Consider the following 15,937-nt stretch of genomic DNA (forward strand, 5'->3'; position numbering starts at 1 on the left):
TATGCGCACCATAAGTTAGAATAAGCAGGTGTCGGGCCATGAAGCTTTAGGACGCCATTTTTGCACAGTTTCACCCCAACAAAACAGATATGATGATGTTCCGAACGCCACTTAACAAGTTAAAAAACCTCTCGATTCCGAGTATTTTGGTATGGTTCACACTTGCCTTGACGCAGAGCGCCTGCACCGCGCAGCCTGTCGAAACCAAAGCACAAATGCTGGTGTTTGGAACACTGGTGCAAATCACCACCTACACACACAACAAGACCCAAGCGGAAAAAGCGATTCATGCGGTCGAAACCCGCTTCCAGCAGTTCCACCATGAATGGCATGCCTGGGAAAAGGGGGGCATTGTCAGCAAGATGAATCAAGCGATTCAGCAGCAGCAACCCATTCAGATCGCCGACTCCGTCAAAGAGTTTATCCTCAAATCGCAGCAGCTCGCGAAGCAGAGTGACTACCTGTTCGACCCGGGGATTGGCACCTTGATCGCATTATGGGGGTTTCACAGCGAACACTGGCAAGGCCCGCCGCCCTCAGCAACACAAATTGCACACTGGCTAAAATCGCGCCCTTCCATTGCCGACCTCTATTTCAAGGACAACCTGCTCTACAGCCGCAATAGCGATGTCAGCCTCGATTTCGGCGGCAATGCCAAGGGGCTGGCACTGGACATCGCCATCCAGGAGCTGCGTGCCGAGGGCATTGAAAATGCGGTCGTCAATATCGGTGGCGATATGCGTGCCATCGGCCACAAAAACGGCCGGGACGTCTGGGCTATCGGCATACAGGATCCGTCCGACCCGCAACGCGCTTTGGCAGAGGTCGACCTGTCGGGTGATTTAAGCATTGTCACCTCCGGCACCTATCAACGCTATTTCGAGTGGCAGGGGCAACGCTTCAGCCATATCCTCAACCCCAACAGCGGATATCCGGCAACCGGACTGGTCTCCGTGACCGTCATCCATCCTGATGCCACCACGGCAGACGCGGCCGCCACCGCGCTGCTGATTGCAGGTCCGCAACACTGGCGGGAGATTGCCCGAAAAATGGGCATTCAGGAGGTTTTGGTGATTGACGAAAACGGCCAAATCCAGCAAACAAAAGCCATGGAAAAACGCACCAAACTGCTATAATTTACCGCTATGAAAGAAATCCAATCCCTTGAACACCATTTCCTCATCGCCATGCCCAGTCTGGACGACAGCTGGTTCGAGAAAACCGTGATTTACATGGTTGAAGACAACGAATATGGATCCATGGGGCTTGTCCTTAATTTACCCCACGAACTCACCCTATCCCAACTTTTAGAACACTTCGAACTTCATGTGGAACAAGGGTTGCACTATCTGGAAAACACGGTGTTGATGGGCGGGCCGGTTGATATGGAGCGCGGTTTTATTCTGCACACTCCGCCCGGGCAGTGGAAGAGCAGCATGCCGCTTCAGGACAATCTCGCCATGACGGTTTCCGAAGACCTTCTCAAAGCGTTTGCAGAGGGAACCGGCCCCGAAAAATTCAAGGTATGTTTGGGCTTTGCCGGCTGGAAACCCGGTCAACTCGCACAGGAAATCCAGGATAACAGCTGGCTGACCATCCCGTACAATCAAAGCCTGCTATTCGATACCCCTATCGAAACCACCTGGGAGGTGGCACTCGGCACTTTGGGCATTTCACCCGAATTTTTAACCGCAGAGGCCGGTCATGCCTAACAGCGCCCAATCTGTTCACGGAGTGGTTCTGGGGTTCGATTTCGGCTTAAAACGCATCGGCGTCGCCGTCGGCCAGACCATCACCCAAACTGCTGCGCCGGAGGCTATCGTCAACAGCAAAGACGGCAAGCCCGACTGGGAACATATCACCCGCCTGTTTGAAAAATGGCAACCGGTGGCGATTGTCGTCGGCCTCCCCTTCCGGCTGGATGGCAGCGAACAGCCGCTGACGCAACCGGCGCGCAAGTTCGGGCAGCGTCTGAGCGGACGTTACCACTGTCCGGTGTATTATATTGAAGAGCAACTCAGCTCGATTGAGGCCGAGAGCCGCCAGCTCAAGCGTCAGCATATTGATGACCATGCTGCCCAGATTATTTTACAGAACTGGCTGGAGCGCCTAACCGTGTCGCCAGCCACCAACCCGGAAACGACTGAATGAGCCAACTGAATATCGATGTCAACGCCCTGATAGAACAGATGGGCGGCACCCTGCGCACGATGCCGATTATGGACAAATCGCCCAAGATGATCGGCATCCGCACCGCCGGCGTCTGGGTGGCGCAACAGCTGCATGACCAACTGCAACTGCCCGACGCGCTCGGTGTCATCGACATCAATTTCTACCGTGACGACTTTTCCAAGGTAGGCATCAACCCCACCGTGATGCCCTCGGACATTCCTTGGGAAGTTGAAGACCAACACATCATTCTGGTGGATGACGTGCTCTACACCGGGCGCACCATCCGTGCGGCACTCAACGAGATTTTCGATTACGGCCGCCCCGCTTCCGTCACCTTGGTAACACTGCTGGACCGCAAAGGCTGCCGCGAGCTGCCATTCCAGGCGGATGTCATCGGCATGAGCATCGAATGCAATAAAACCTTGAAAGTATCCGGCCCAGACCCGCTGACCGTTTCTTTGACCGACCCCGAAGAGGACTCCGTATGAGCGCACGTTTAACCGCCCCCAACCTGCAACTCAACGAACTTGGCAAGATCAAGCACTTTCTGACGATTGAAGGTTTGAAGCAGCACCATCTGCTGGAGATTCTCGACACCGCCGAATCCTTTATCAATCCGAAAACCAACGAGATTAAAAAGGTACCGATTCTGCGCGGCAAGACCATTATGAACCTGTTCTTCGAGCCGAGCACACGTACCCGCACCACCTTTGAAATCGCCGAAAAACGCCTCTCCGCCGATGTGGCGAGTCTGGATATCGCCACATCGGCCACCAAAAAGGGTGAATCGCTGCTCGATACCCTGTGGAACCTGCAGGCCATGCAGGCCGATATGTTTGTGATCCGCCATGCGGAAAGCGGCGCGGCGCACTTCTTCGCCGAGCATGTTGCGCCGCACGTGCACGTGATGAACGCCGGTGACGGTCAACATGCTCACCCGACCCAGGCGATGCTCGACATGTTCACCATCCGCAAGCACAAGGGGGATATTTTCGATCTGAAGGTGGCGATTGTCGGCGACGTGCTGCACTCGCGCGTCGTGCGCTCCCAGATTCAGGCGCTGAGCATTCTGGAGGCGCGCGAAATCCGCGTCATCGGCCCCAAAACGCTGATGCCGACCCATCCGGAAGCGATGGGAGTGCACTACTACGACGACATTGAAGAGGGCTTACGTGATGTTGACGTGATTATCATGGTGCGCCTGCAAAACGAACGCATGAAAAGCGCTCTGATTCCGAGCGAAAAAGAGTTTTTCAAACTTTACGGCCTGACCACCAAGCGCCTGGCGCTGGCCAAACCCGATGCCATCGTCATGCACCCCGGCCCCATCAACCGCGGCGTGGAAATCGACTCCGAGGTCGCCGACGGCCCGCAATCGGTTATTCTGCAACAGGTCACTTACGGCATCGCGGTGCGCATGGCGATTATGTCCATCATGATGAGCAATGCCGCCCAACTGGCACAACACCAATCCGAACAGGCCTCCCTAGAGCTGGAGAACGAGGAGGAACAAGCATGAGACTTGCTATTAACAACGGCCGCGTCATCGACCCAAGCCAAAATCTCGATGAAATTGCCAATATCTACATCTCCCGCGGTCGCATCGTCGCCATCAGCACGACACCGCCGGAAGGTTTCAGTGCCGACCAGGAGATTGATGCCACCGCTAAATGGGTGCTACCCGGCCTGGTGGATTTGCAGGCGCGTTTGGGAGATCCCGGCTCCAACTATGCGGGCAATATCGCCTCCGAAACCAAAGCGGCCGTTTCCGGCGGCATTACCAGTTTATGCTGCCCGCCGGACACCTCTCCGGTCAACGACACCCAGGCGGTCACCGAGCTGATTCAACGCCGCGCGCGCCAGGCCGCCACGGCGTTTGTCATGCCGATCGGCGCCTTGACGCAAGGACTGCAAGGTGAACTGCTCAGCGGCATGTACTCGCTGCAGCAAGCCGGTTGCGTGGCGCTCAGTCAGGCGGACCAGCCGATTCAAAACGCCCTGACCATGAAAAACGCCTTGGAATACGCGGTGTCACACGACCTGGTGGTCATGCTGCGCTGCGAAGACCAAAAACTCAAAAACAAAGGCGTCGCCCACAGCGGCCCGGTCAGTTCGCGTTTGGGGCTGGCCGCCATTCCGCCGTCTGCCGAAACCACCGCCTTGGCACGCGACCTGATTCTGGTCGAAGAGGCTGGCATCCGCGCGCACTTCTCGCAACTCTCCTGCGCCCGCTCGGTGGAGATGATTCGTGACGCCAAAAAACGCGGCTTGCCGGTCACCTGCGATGTCGCCATCCACCAGCTGCACCTGTCGGAGATGGATCTGCTGGGTTTCAACAGCCTCTTTCATGTCTCGCCGCCGCTGCGCAGCCAGCAGGATAAAGACGCCCTGCTGCAAGGTCTGAAGGACGGCATTATCGACGCGGTGGTCAGTGACCATACTCCACTGGAAAAAGACGACAAAGCCCTGCCGTTCGGCGAAAGCCGTCCCGGCATCAGCGGACTGGAAACCTTATTGCCGTTGCTGTTGAAACTGGTGTTTGAAAACGGCCTGGATTTAACCACTGCAGTGCGTGCCGTGACCCAAAATCCGGCGGCGATTCTGCAACGCAATATCGGCAGTCTGGAAAGCGGCAACTCCGCCGACCTGTGTATTGTCGACCCCGAAGCGATCTGGACATTGGAGAAGGAACGCATGCTGTCCGAAGGCAAAAACTCGCCGTTTGTCGGCTGGGAATTTGTCGGCAAGGTGGAGCAGACCTACTTCCAGGGGCGTCCGGTCTACCGCGACAATCCGGTTTAAAATCGCTTAACGCGCTATTCGCAATGCCGCAGATGGAAACTCTCAAAATCAAACACATCAGCCAGTCGCCGCAGGCCGGCGGCTTCTATGTGTTGAACCTTGAGCTGGAGCAGGCCCCTACCAGTTTGGCTTACCGCTATACCCTGCCCGAAGCCGCCTTGCAGGCAACCCTGTTTCATGCACAGCAAACGCAACTGCAACTGCTTAGCCAAGCGGCATTGGAACCTGCTTTTCTTGAAAACTCAGCTCTAACCACACTTAGCGCACTAACGGACACTATGCCGGAAAAGACGCTTGCAGAAACTCAACAGGCCACCCTCCTGCTCGGTGCGGATTTAGGCATCGGCCCTTTGCTGTATGAAGCACGCCGCCTGTCGCAAACCCATCGAGCGCCGCTTTTCGCCTTGTTGCATGCCAGCGAAGGTTTTCCATTTGCGGTCAAACCGGCCAAATTCATGGCAAGCGGCCTGCCGGTGCAAGCGATTGGCGCCTGCCCCTTGCTGGAGGACTGGAAAATCCCCAACCGCTTGAGCAGCGCCTGGGGATTGCCGGGGTGCTACGACGGCAACTTACCCGAACTGTTTGCGCGCTGGCTCGAAAGCGAACAACAACTTCGCACTACAAATAAAAATCCTGAACCTTGGCGGGTTCGCGCCTTTTTGCCCGAGTCGCTCAACCAAGCTTGCGCTCAGCTTGCTCACACGTATTCATGGTTGCAATTTGAAGCGATTGACGTCCCCTGAAACAGCCATCAAAAATAGCCGTTAAAAATATCCTCAAGCAACAGACTGACTCTTTAAGCCGTCAGCAGACTCACCGCAAAATAACCGCCCACCATCAGCATTAAAAACAAGATACCCGCCAGAATAAAAGCGCTTGAACCCACCTGCTTCATTTTGCTCACTTGCGTTTCCATTCCCAGTGCAACCATTGCCATGGTCAACAAAAAGGCGTCAAATTCGTGAATGGATCGTACCATTTCGAGCGGCAGCAGATTGAACGAGTTAAATGCGGTTACTGCCATGAAACCCACCGCAAACCATGGAATCGAATCGCTCCAGGAGGGTTTTACGGAAGATTCACCACGCTGTTTACGCCCTAAAAACCACCCCACCACCAAAATCGCCGGTACTATCATTAAAACGCGCGTCATTTTCTCAATAACCGCTACATCCTGTGCCGAAGCCGGCAACACGCTGGCCGCACCCACCACCTGCGCCACCTCATGCAGGGTGCTGCCAAAATACAGCCCCTTGGCTTCCGCGCTCAGCTTAATAAGATGCAAACTATCCAAGAGCGGGTACAAAAACATGGCCACAGTACCGAAAACCACCACCGTTGCAACCGCCACGGCAGTTTGGTGGCCTTGCGCTTTGGTCGCGGGCTCCATCGCCACAACCGCCGCGCCGCAAATGGCGCTGCCGGCCGCAGTCAAAAGAGCGGTCTCCGGCTCCATTTTTAGGAGTTTTGTCCCCAATAGATAACCCGCCCACAAAATGCTTACCACCACCGTGGCTGCCAGCACAATACCTTGCCAACCAATGGAAGCGACTTCCTGCAAGGTAATGGAAAAGCCATAGAGAATGATGGCCAAGCGCAGAATTTTTCTGGCCGAAAACTGAATACCGGCATGCCAGGCCTGCGGTATGTGATGCTGCAAGGTATTACCATAGAGTGCGCCCAGAACCATCCCGACAATCAGCGGGCTTAAGCCCAAATGCGTGAACAGACCGGTTTGAGAAATGGTGTGTGCAGTGACCGCAAACAAAGCAACCAGCAGAATCCCGTTTAGAGTATGGCCTCTGTCGGCCGTGGTCATAAACATAATAGCCCCTCCCAAGTGTTTAAAAGTCCACCCATAATTGGATTTAGAAACTATTTTAGGGAAGGAAAACTATTATAAAATCCTATTTAGTTATACAAACTATCGGAAAATATGATGATTAAGCCCAGCCATCTACTAACCTTTGCCAAAGTGGCCGAACTCAAAAACATCTCCTTGGCTGCAGAAGCATTACATCGCTCGCAACCTGCAATTTCCGGCCAATTAAAAGCCCTGCAGGAATGTTTCAGCCAGCCTTTGTATGAGCGCAAGGGTATGGGAATTGAACTGACCGAACTGGGAGAGTCGCTTCTACCCTACGCTCAACGCCAGGCAAAACTGTTGATTGATGCGGAAACGTTCCGCCTACAAATGGAATATGACCAAGTCGTTACCCTTAACGTGGGCGCATCCACCACCCTTGCCAACTATGCCTTACCCAAGCTGATAGCTCGCTTTCATAGAGATTATCCAATGATCAAGGTCAATGTCATGGTGGGCAACACGCAACGGATCTTACAGAACCTGACTGCGCTGGACGGCGCCTTTGTAGAAGGCCGCGTCTATGGCATTAAAAACACAGGCTACTTTCCAACCGTCTGGAAACAGGATGAACTGATTGTAATCATGCCCGAACATCACCCTTTGGCTGAGCGCGATGAAATCACGCTGTCCGCCCTCTACGAGTATCCTTTGATACTTCGGGAGGCGGGGTCTGGCACCCGCGAAATGATTGAGCTGGCGTTTAAACAACGTCTGGATCTGGAGATCCAACCGGTCATCGAACTCTACAGTACCGAATCCATCAAGGAAGCGGTACGCGTGGGGCTGGGAATTGCACTAATTTCCAAAATGGCGGTTGAAACGCTCCCGCCAAGCATACGCTGGCGCAGCCTGAAAGAAGAGGAACGCATTATCCGCCCTCTCTCTCTGCTGCTACCCGACCTAGGGCATAACACCCACTGGATTCGCGCGCTCATCCGTTAACTGCGCAAAACGGCACAGCACTGTTTAAGGAAAGGACTCTCCATGCCCGTTTCACGCCTGTCTTAGAAATTCATGTTTTCAATGGTCGCCACATGCTTGGCAAGCCTTTTTGAAAGTTCCTCCACCTGATGTACCGCCTGCAGCAAAGCCTTAGCCTCGCTGGAGCCGATCGCCGCTTCGATGAGCATTTCCAGTTCCTCAAAATGCTCCTCGCCAATCATGGCCACCTGCTCGTCACTCAACATCTCTTTAAAGCGCACCACCACTTTGGCTGCATGGTCTTCAATCGTTAACGTCATAGCTTCACCTCTTTACCGCTGCTCTTAGTCTTCTAAAAATATGTCTTCACCGGAACTGACAATCAACGGATCGGCTTGCCCGATCACCGCCTCATCCTTGCCGGCATAGGGAATCTGATTCAGCACGTAGCGCATCGCCTCGATCCGCGCACGTTTTTTGTCGTTGGATTTCACAACAGTCCAGGGGGCATGCGCCGTATTGGTGTAGAAAAACATATCTTCCTTCGCCCGGGTATACTCCTCCCAGCGGTCCAGCGAAGCCAAATCCATCGGGCTCAACTTCCACTGCTTCAACGGATCGTGTTTGCGCTCGTTAAAACGGCGCAACTGCTCCTTACGTCCCACCGAAAACCAGAACTTCATCAGGCGGATGCCGTCGTTGGTGATCATCCGTTCAAACTCCGGCGCCTGATGCATAAACTGATTAAACTCGGTAGGCGAACAGAATCCCATGACCCGCTCCACACCGGCACGGTTATACCAGGAGCGGTCAAACAGCACGATCTCCCCTGCCGTCGGCATCTGCTCGATATAACGCTGGAAGTACCACTGCCCTTTTTCCTTTTCAGAGGGTTTATCCAGCGCCACCACGCGGGCGCCACGCGGGTTCAAATGTTCCATAAAACGCTTGATGGTGCCACCCTTGCCGGCGGCATCGCGCCCTTCGAACACCAGCACAATGCGCTCGTGGCTCTCCTTGACCCATTTCTGCAATTTCAACAGCTCAATCTGCAACAGGCGCTTGGTCTCTTCGTATTCGTCGCGCGCCATCTTCTCTTTATAGGGATAATTACTCTCGCTCGATGTAACCTTCTTCATGCCTCTTCCCTTACTACCCTTGCTAAAAAGTACCGTTTTTCAGTATACCTCTCTCAAACGCCCGCAGACGCGTGTTTGCCCTAAAACGTCACAAAAATTGATGCCGGACAAATTCGCTCGTGTCCCTACCGCAGGCAGGCGCCAAAGACATGCAGACCACAAACACGCTATAATGATTGCCGGCAGGATTGCCAACAGAACGTCTTAATTGGAGAGCGCGAAATGAGCGAAGAGACTGCTTTATTAGAACGTTATCACAGCGTACAAAACCGCATCGCCAAGGCCGTTGAACAAGCCGGCAGAAAACAGGGCAGCGTCGCTTTGCTGGCGGTCAGCAAAACCAAACCGGTAGAGATGATCGCCGCCTTGGCCAAAGCGGGGCAAAGCTCTTTTGGTGAGAACTATCTGCAGGAAGCGCTCCCTAAAATCGCCCAGCATCCTGAACTGGAATGGCACTTTATCGGCCCGATTCAATCCAATAAAACCAAACCGATTGCAGAAAATTTCGCCTGGGTGCACAGCGTTGACAGACTCAAAATTGCCGAACGGTTAAGCCACCAGCGCCCCGCTGCACTGGGCAATCTGCAGATTCTGCTGGAGGTCAATATCAGCCATGAGGCGAGCAAAGCCGGCTTTTCTCCCGACGAACTCATAGACGCCGCAAAACAGGTCGCCCAACTGCCGAATCTGACCTTACGGGGTCTGATGGCCATTCCTGAAATTTCCGATGACCCTCAGCAGCAGCGCGCCGTGTTTGCGCAAATGAAAGCACTGTTGCAGCAACTGCAAAACGCTCTGCCGGATCTGCCGCTGGATACCCTTTCAATGGGGATGTCGGGCGACCTGGAAGCCGCCATTCTGGAAGGCGCCACCATCGTGCGCATCGGCACCGATATCTTCGGCGCACGCAGTTATCCGCAAACCGCCACGCAATCAACCGGGGAATAATACTCATGAATTAACTGCGTTTATTGAAGGAGAGAATTTTTTATCTTTTGGGCAGCAAACGCCGCCTTTAAAATACGCGGGATAAACGGCCGGGGTCTTCCCTCTCTCTTTAAGGATGAAAAGCAGATGTTGTTTAAGAAAAATATTTGGTCGCTTTTCTATTTGATTCTGGCCATCAGCTCCCTGACCCTGCTCTCGCTGTTTTTCAGTAAATACCAGACGCTGGAACACGCCATTTTCAAAGAGCTGTCGTCCCTCAACCGTCTTATCAGCAACAACTTTCATTCAACCCTGGTCGAAAACGAACTGCTGCTCGACATTCTCGGCAACAATCTGCTGGAGAATCAGACCTATCTGGATCAGACCAAATCCCAGCAACTGCTCAAGAAAATGCTCGATGCCAAACCGGAGCTCGCCGGGTTCGGGCTGGTAGATCCACAAGGCCGTTTCTTAAGCCTAAGCGGTAGCGCGGCTATCGACAAGCTGCCCAATCTGCTGGAAATGAATGCTAGCAAAGAGAGTTTTGAGCGTGCTTTGAAGAGCGAACGCATGGTGCTCGGCTCCACCTACTTTTTTGCCCCCTTAGACGCCTGGGTCGTCCCGCTGCGCAAAGCGCTCCGAGACGAATTCGGCCAGGTCGTGGCGGTCATGACAACCGGCATCCGCATCGACGACCGGGGATTTCTTGGCAAAACCGACCTGGGCCAGAACCGCGGCATTTTATTTGCCAACGCTTACAACCAATCGAGAATCTATATCAGCGGCATCCGCCCGGAGCAATATCCACAATACTATTCCGAAAACATCCCGCCGGCCGTCATCGACGACATCAACAGCCAGCTCATCCGCAATTACGGGGTAAGCATCACCCAAGCCCAGTCCGGCGCCCATGAGGGGCCTTATTTTTTCGAACACTACTCCAACACCTTTGAACACGCCGCTTTGCAAAGCGCCGCGTATGATCCCGACTACGGGGTATGGGCGATCGTCGCCGAATCCGCCTCGCGCCTGAACCACACCCTGATCAAAACCTTTGTGGACTATCTGCTGATTTTTATCGTTTTCAACGCCATTATTTTCTGGCTGATCAAAACCATCCACCGAAATGAAAGTCGTACGCGCCAGACTCTGCAGTTTCACGCCAATCACGATCCGTTGACCGGGCTCTACAACCGCTACCATCTGCAACAGATTTTCAAACAGCGCGGCCTGCAGAAAACCCACGCGTATAGCGTGCTGTTTATTGACCTGGATAACTTCAAAAACATCAATGACGCCTTCGGCCACGGCATCGGCGACAAAATTCTGGTGCAGGTTTCCAAACGCCTGCAGAGCTTTGTCTCCCAGTCCGAACAGATTTTCCGCTTTGGCGGAGATGAATTTGTGGTCATCCTGTTTGACAGCGACAAAGACATCCCGATCGCCCGGGAGATTATCCAGACACTCTCCCAGAGTTATGAAGTGGATGGCATGAGCTTCAATATCGGCGCCAGCATCGGCATTGCCAGAAGCACTGAAGAAAACTTCTTTATCGACACCCTGCTGAGCCAGGCCGATATGGCGATGTATGAAGCCAAAAAGCGCAAGAATTCGGTCGAAGTTTTTTCCGACGAAATCAAGCAGCTCTCCGACCGCAAGATGTTCATCGAACACCACCTAAGACGCGCAATGGAACACGGCGAAATCTATGTGGTCTATCAACCGCAATTCAACCGTCAGGGTGAACTCTACGGCGTGGAGTGTCTGGCGCGCTGGGAAAACCCGGAATTGGGATTTGTGTCGCCGGATGAATTCATCCATATCGCCGAGGAGATCGGCATTATGCCGGGCCTGGGACTGTTCATCACCCAGACGGCACTGAACGCGATGGCCGCTTTACAATTGCGCAGCGGCCACTATTTCCGCGTATCGGTCAATGTTTCCGTCAAACAGTTTCTCGACCCGCATTTTTACCGGAAGTTTATGGCGGCTATCCGCGACAGCGGCTTGCAGAGCAGTGATGTGACGCTTGAGGTGACCGAATCGCTGTTTATCGAAGAACTCGACAGGGTATTGCCGGTTCTGCAACAGCTGCACGCGCAGCATGTCAGCATCGCTCTCGACGACTTCGGTACCGGCTACTCCTCCTTGTGCATGTTGCGCAAACTGCCGATCAACGAGCTTAAAATCGACCGGAGTTTTGTCGAACACATGCTGCAGGACTTAAAAGACCAGGGATTGGTCAAAAGTATTATCGAAATCGCCCAGAAGGTGGGAATGCATACCCTGGCCGAAGGAGTCGAGGTTCAACAGCAGGCGGAATTACTCGCCAAATTCGGCTGTGATGTGTATCAGGGCTATCTCTATTCCAAACCCCTCAAACTGAACGAATTCGAGGCGTTTCTGGAATCATACGAAGCAGAAAAGAAAAAGCCGCTAAACGCTAACGTTTAACGGCTCGGCTCTCCTTTTTGTTCCATGACCCGTCTAAAGGGCCGATGGATAAAGGGCAGTTTTAATTTTGTTATGCGACCGCCTCTCTAATTCACTTAACGGCTGCCTCGACGATAACTTGAACCTCCAAAGCGTTTTTTAATCCATTTTGTCAGCCGCCTTCATGCGGCCGCCACTTTTCGCCCCGCTACCCGGCCTGCTGAGTTTTTAGCGCGCGTTAAACACCGAATTGTAAGGCTATGCTTTAGCCATTTATCCTTTATAATGTTTCACCTTAACTCTTTTCATTTATGGCAAACGGAACTTTCAGTTATGCAAGCAACCCTGTGTTTTATTGGTGGCGGCAATATGGCCAAAAGCCTGATCGGCGGCCTGATTGCCAGCGGTTATCCGCAAGCGAAAATCATTGCGTCCGATCCAACCGAACTGCAACGCCATAGCCTGACGCAGACCTTCGGCATTCACTGCTATGCCGACAACAATGAAGCCGTGCAGCTGGCGGATATTGTCATTCTGGCGGTCAAACCGCAGGTATTGCAAACCGTCTGCAAAAACATTGCCGCCACCGTACAGCAAACCGAAGCGCTCATCGTTTCCGTCGCGGCCGGCATCCGCACCACCGATATCGACCGCTGGCTGGGTGGCGACATGGCGATTGTGCGCACCATGCCCAACACCCCGTCGCTGATCCAAAGCGGTGCGGCCGGCCTGTTTGCCAACCCCAAGGTCAGCCGCGCCCAGCGCGACGAGGCGGAGCACATTATGCGCGCCGCCGGCCTGACTATCTGGGTGGATGAAGAAACCCAGCTTGATGCGGTGACCGCGCTGTCGGGCAGCGGCCCGGCCTATTATTTCCTGTTTATGGAAGCGATGGAAAACGCCGCCCAGCAGATGGGACTGGACGCCAAGACGGCCCATCTGTTGACCATGCAAACCGCGCTGGGTGCGGCCAAAATGGTCATGGAAAGCTCGGATGACTGCCAGACGCTGCGCAAAAACGTGACCTCGCCCAACGGCACCACCGAACAGGCGATCAAAACTTTTGAACAGGCCGGATTACAGGGCATCGTCGCCCAGGCCATGCAGGCCGCGCGCAACCGTGCGGAAGAACTGGCCAATGAACTGGGAGGCGAAATCTGATGGAAACCATGAGCTCTCCGGCAGGCCAAGGCGGCTTGTTCCTGCTGCAGTTTGCAGTCGGCCTGGTCATTTTTGCGCTGATGCTGCGTTTTCTGATGCGTGCCGCGCATGTGGACTGGCGCCACCCGATCGTGCATTTCATCGCCAAAGTCACCAACCCGCTGTGCGCGCCGGCCAATAAAATACTGTCCACGCGCGGCCGCTGGGACTGGGCGGCAATACTCACCGCCGTGGTGATTCAGGCCATCTTTGTCTGGGTGATCGGCCTGCTGACCGACCGCGATTTCGGCGCCGTGGCCATCGCCTTGGCCTCCATCACCGAAATCATGAACCAGCTGCTCGACATGATGTTCTGGCTGATTATCATCCAGGCGATTCTAAGCTGGGTGTCGCCGGGCTATAACCCCAATACCGAGATTTTCAATCAGATTACCCGCCCGATCCTGGCGCCCTTTCAGCGCATGATCCCGCCGATGGGTGGTCTTGATCTGTCGCCGCTTGCGGCGATTGTCGCCATTAAACTATTCCAAATCGTCGTCGTGGGTTCGATTGTCCAGCTCGCCCAGGGCATGCTGTAATCACCCGCTTTTTGATAGGTTAGACTTGATGATTCCAACCCCGACTACTCCTCAGATTTTACAGGTCGACAAACCGCTGCACATGGTCAGCGGTGCGACTCTGCCGCATTATGAGTTGATTTACGAAACCTATGGCGAGCTTAATGCCGACGCCTCCAACGCCATTCTGATCTGCCACGCACTCAGCGGCGACCACCACGTTGCCGGTGTCGATGCCGACGGCAAGCCCGGCTGGTGGGACGGCTATATCGGCCCCGGCAAACCGATCGATACCGACAAATTCTTTGTGGTCTGCTCCAACAATCTCGGCGGCTGCCGCGGCAGTACCGGCCCGACCAGCATCAATCCAGAAACTGGCCGCGTCTACGGCCCGGATTTTCCGATTGTGACCTGTCGCGACTGGGTCAACAGCCAGAACGAACTGCGTCAGCACCTCGGCATCGAGCAGTGGGCGGCTTTGGTCGGCGGTTCGATGGGCGGCATGCAGGTCTTGCAGTGGGCTATCGACTATCCGGAAAAGGTGCGCCATGCGGTCGTCATCGCCGCCGCGCCGAAACTGTCGGCGCAAAACATCGCCTTCAACGAAGTGGCGCGCCGCGCCATTATGTCCGATCCGGACTTCCACGACGGCCGTTTTATCGAAGCCGGCACCACGCCCAAACAAGGCTTGGCGCTGGCGCGTATGCTCGGCCATCTGACCTATCTGTCGGACGACATGATGGGCAACAAATTCGGCCGCGAACTGCGCGAAGGCAAATTGCAGTACAACTATGAAGTGGAGTTCCAGGTAGAGAGCTACCTGCGCTATCAGGGCGAAAAATTCGCCACCAAGCAGAATTTTGACGCCAACACCTACCTGTTGATGACCAAGGCGTTGGACTATTTCGATCCGGCGGCGGAATACGATCACGACCTGTCGGCAGCGCTGGCCAAGGCCACGGCAAAATTCCTGGTGGTGTCATTCACCTCCGACTGGCGTTTCTCGCCGCAGCGCTCGCACGAAATCGTCAAAGCCCTGCTCGACAACGACGCCGACGTGAGTTACGCCGAAGTGACCTCGGAACACGGCCACGACGCCTTCCTGCTGCCGAATGCGCACTACGAGGGGGTTTTCAGAGCCTATATGCAACGCGTTGCCGATGAACTCTCAACGGGGAGCCCGACCACATTATGAGCCAGAAATCTTTGACCCCAATCTCGCCTGAATTCACTCTGATCTCCGACTGGATCACACCCAACAGCCGCGTGCTCGATCTGGGCTGCGGCGACGGCAAGCTGCTGACGCACCTGATGCAGAGCAAACAGGTCAGCGGCTACGGCATGGAAATCGATGCGCAAAAAAACATCGCGGCGATTCAGGCCGGCATCAACGTGATTCACAGCAATTTGGACAACCACGATCTGCCGCACTATTTCGACGCCGATTCGTTTGATTTCGTCATCATGACGCAGGCCTTGCAAGTGGTGAAACGTCCGGATGAACTGTTGGATGACATGCTCGCCATCGGCAAACAGAGCATTATCACCTTCCCGAACTTCGGCCACTGGCGCATGCGCGCCCAGCTTGTGCTCAAAGGGCGCATGCCGGAAACCGAAACCCTGCCGTACCACTGGTACGACACGCCGAACATTCACCTGTGTACCTTCAACGACTTTGAAGACCTGTGTGAATCCAAAGGCATTGAGGTGGTCGAGCGCGCGGTGGTCAATTCCGAACACCGCAGCACCTTGGGAATGCGCCTGCTGCCCAATCTACTGGGTGAAATCGCGCTCTACAAAGTGCAGAAAAAACGCGCCTGAAAACTCAACAGGCCGGGTGTTAGAGATTAACCACAGAGGCACAGAGACACTGAGGTTTTAGGATTAAAAGAGCTATTTTCGCTTCTCTCATTTCAGTATTGCTCTGTGCCTCTGTGGTTCAAACGCTTTTAACCCGG

General features: G+C 54.4%; 17 protein-coding genes. 14 read left to right on the forward strand and 3 right to left on the reverse strand.

Features of this window, described 5'->3' with window-relative positions; genetic code table 11:
- Positions 1-92: 92 nt before the first annotated feature.
- Genes HZ297_RS06105 through HZ297_RS06135 form a run of 7 tightly spaced genes read left to right on the forward strand, consistent with a single transcriptional unit; the run spans position 93 to position 5,717 of the window.
- Positions 93-1,136, forward strand: coding sequence for an FAD:protein FMN transferase (locus tag HZ297_RS06105; RefSeq protein ID WP_246261687.1), 1,044 nt, complete (start codon positions 93-95; stop codon positions 1,134-1,136).
- A gap of 9 nt (positions 1,137-1,145) precedes the next feature.
- Positions 1,146-1,712 (forward strand): YqgE/AlgH family protein, encoded by a 567-nt coding sequence (locus HZ297_RS06110; RefSeq protein ID WP_178862117.1) that lies wholly within the window; start codon positions 1,146-1,148, stop codon positions 1,710-1,712.
- The gene (gene ruvX / locus HZ297_RS06115) at positions 1,705-2,151 is read left to right on the forward strand and encodes a Holliday junction resolvase RuvX (protein ID WP_178862118.1); all 447 of its coding nucleotides are present in this window, start codon (positions 1,705-1,707) and stop codon (positions 2,149-2,151) included. Before HZ297_RS06110 ends, ruvX begins: the two co-directional genes overlap by 8 nt.
- Positions 2,148-2,660, forward strand: coding sequence for a bifunctional pyr operon transcriptional regulator/uracil phosphoribosyltransferase PyrR (gene pyrR / locus HZ297_RS06120; RefSeq protein WP_178862119.1), 513 nt, complete (start codon positions 2,148-2,150; stop codon positions 2,658-2,660). The genes ruvX and pyrR overlap by 4 nt, the downstream gene beginning before the upstream one ends.
- Entirely contained in the window at positions 2,657-3,691 is a 1,035-nt protein-coding gene (locus tag HZ297_RS06125) for an aspartate carbamoyltransferase catalytic subunit (RefSeq protein ID WP_178862120.1), read from the forward strand. Before pyrR ends, HZ297_RS06125 begins: the two co-directional genes overlap by 4 nt.
- Positions 3,688-4,974, forward strand: a complete 1,287-nt coding sequence (locus HZ297_RS06130) for a dihydroorotase (RefSeq protein WP_178862121.1) — start codon at positions 3,688-3,690, stop codon at positions 4,972-4,974. Before HZ297_RS06125 ends, HZ297_RS06130 begins: the two co-directional genes overlap by 4 nt.
- Positions 4,975-5,006: 32 nt before the next feature.
- Complete coding sequence (locus HZ297_RS06135; RefSeq protein ID WP_178862122.1) at positions 5,007-5,717, forward strand: hypothetical protein; 711 nt, start codon at positions 5,007-5,009, stop codon at positions 5,715-5,717.
- Positions 5,718-5,770: 53 nt separating this feature from the next.
- Here HZ297_RS06135 and HZ297_RS06140 read toward each other — a convergent pair whose 3' ends face one another.
- On the reverse strand, positions 5,771-6,799 hold the full coding sequence (locus tag HZ297_RS06140) for a YeiH family protein (RefSeq protein WP_178862123.1): 1,029 nt from the start codon (positions 6,797-6,799) through the stop codon (positions 5,771-5,773).
- Between the two features lie 114 nt (positions 6,800-6,913).
- On the opposite strand from HZ297_RS06140, the gene HZ297_RS06145 reads away from it, so the two are divergent.
- The gene (locus HZ297_RS06145; RefSeq protein WP_178862124.1) at positions 6,914-7,783 is read left to right on the forward strand and encodes a LysR family transcriptional regulator; all 870 of its coding nucleotides are present in this window, start codon (positions 6,914-6,916) and stop codon (positions 7,781-7,783) included.
- Positions 7,784-7,845: 62 nt separating this feature from the next.
- Here the strand turns inward: HZ297_RS06145 and HZ297_RS06150 are convergent, their stop codons facing one another.
- A complete protein-coding gene (locus HZ297_RS06150; protein ID WP_178862125.1) occupies positions 7,846-8,082 on the reverse strand; it encodes a hypothetical protein in 237 nt (78 codons plus the stop codon).
- Between the two features lie 24 nt (positions 8,083-8,106).
- Positions 8,107-8,901: a polyphosphate kinase 2 gene (ppk2, locus tag HZ297_RS06155; RefSeq protein ID WP_178862126.1), complete on the reverse strand. Its 795-nt coding sequence runs from the start codon at positions 8,899-8,901 to the stop codon at positions 8,107-8,109.
- A 222-nt stretch (positions 8,902-9,123) separates the two neighbouring features.
- Here ppk2 and HZ297_RS06160 point away from each other — a divergent pair, with 222 nt between their 5' ends.
- The 6 genes from HZ297_RS06160 (at position 9,124) to metW (ending at position 15,800) form a co-directional block, all read left to right on the forward strand.
- A complete protein-coding gene (locus tag HZ297_RS06160; RefSeq protein ID WP_178862127.1) occupies positions 9,124-9,849 on the forward strand; it encodes a YggS family pyridoxal phosphate-dependent enzyme in 726 nt (241 codons plus the stop codon).
- A 126-nt stretch (positions 9,850-9,975) separates the two neighbouring features.
- The gene (locus HZ297_RS06165) at positions 9,976-12,282 is read left to right on the forward strand and encodes a bifunctional diguanylate cyclase/phosphodiesterase (RefSeq protein WP_178862128.1); all 2,307 of its coding nucleotides are present in this window, start codon (positions 9,976-9,978) and stop codon (positions 12,280-12,282) included.
- A gap of 312 nt (positions 12,283-12,594) precedes the next feature.
- A complete protein-coding gene (gene proC / locus HZ297_RS06170) occupies positions 12,595-13,422 on the forward strand; it encodes a pyrroline-5-carboxylate reductase (RefSeq protein WP_178862129.1) in 828 nt (275 codons plus the stop codon).
- Positions 13,422-14,000: a YggT family protein gene (locus tag HZ297_RS06175; protein WP_246261689.1), complete on the forward strand. Its 579-nt coding sequence runs from the start codon at positions 13,422-13,424 to the stop codon at positions 13,998-14,000. Before proC ends, HZ297_RS06175 begins: the two co-directional genes overlap by 1 nt.
- Before the next feature lie 28 nt (positions 14,001-14,028).
- Positions 14,029-15,174, forward strand: a complete 1,146-nt coding sequence (gene metX / locus HZ297_RS06180) for a homoserine O-succinyltransferase MetX (protein ID WP_178862130.1) — start codon at positions 14,029-14,031, stop codon at positions 15,172-15,174.
- Positions 15,171-15,800 (forward strand): methionine biosynthesis protein MetW, encoded by a 630-nt coding sequence (metW, locus tag HZ297_RS06185; RefSeq protein ID WP_178862131.1) that lies wholly within the window; start codon positions 15,171-15,173, stop codon positions 15,798-15,800. The genes metX and metW overlap by 4 nt, the downstream gene beginning before the upstream one ends.
- The last annotated feature ends 137 nt before the right edge of the window (positions 15,801-15,937 follow it).

Origin of the sequence: Thiomicrorhabdus cannonii, assembly GCF_013391695.1 — a bacterium.
Taxonomy (GTDB): domain Bacteria; phylum Pseudomonadota; class Gammaproteobacteria; order Thiomicrospirales; family Thiomicrospiraceae; genus Thiomicrorhabdus; species Thiomicrorhabdus cannonii.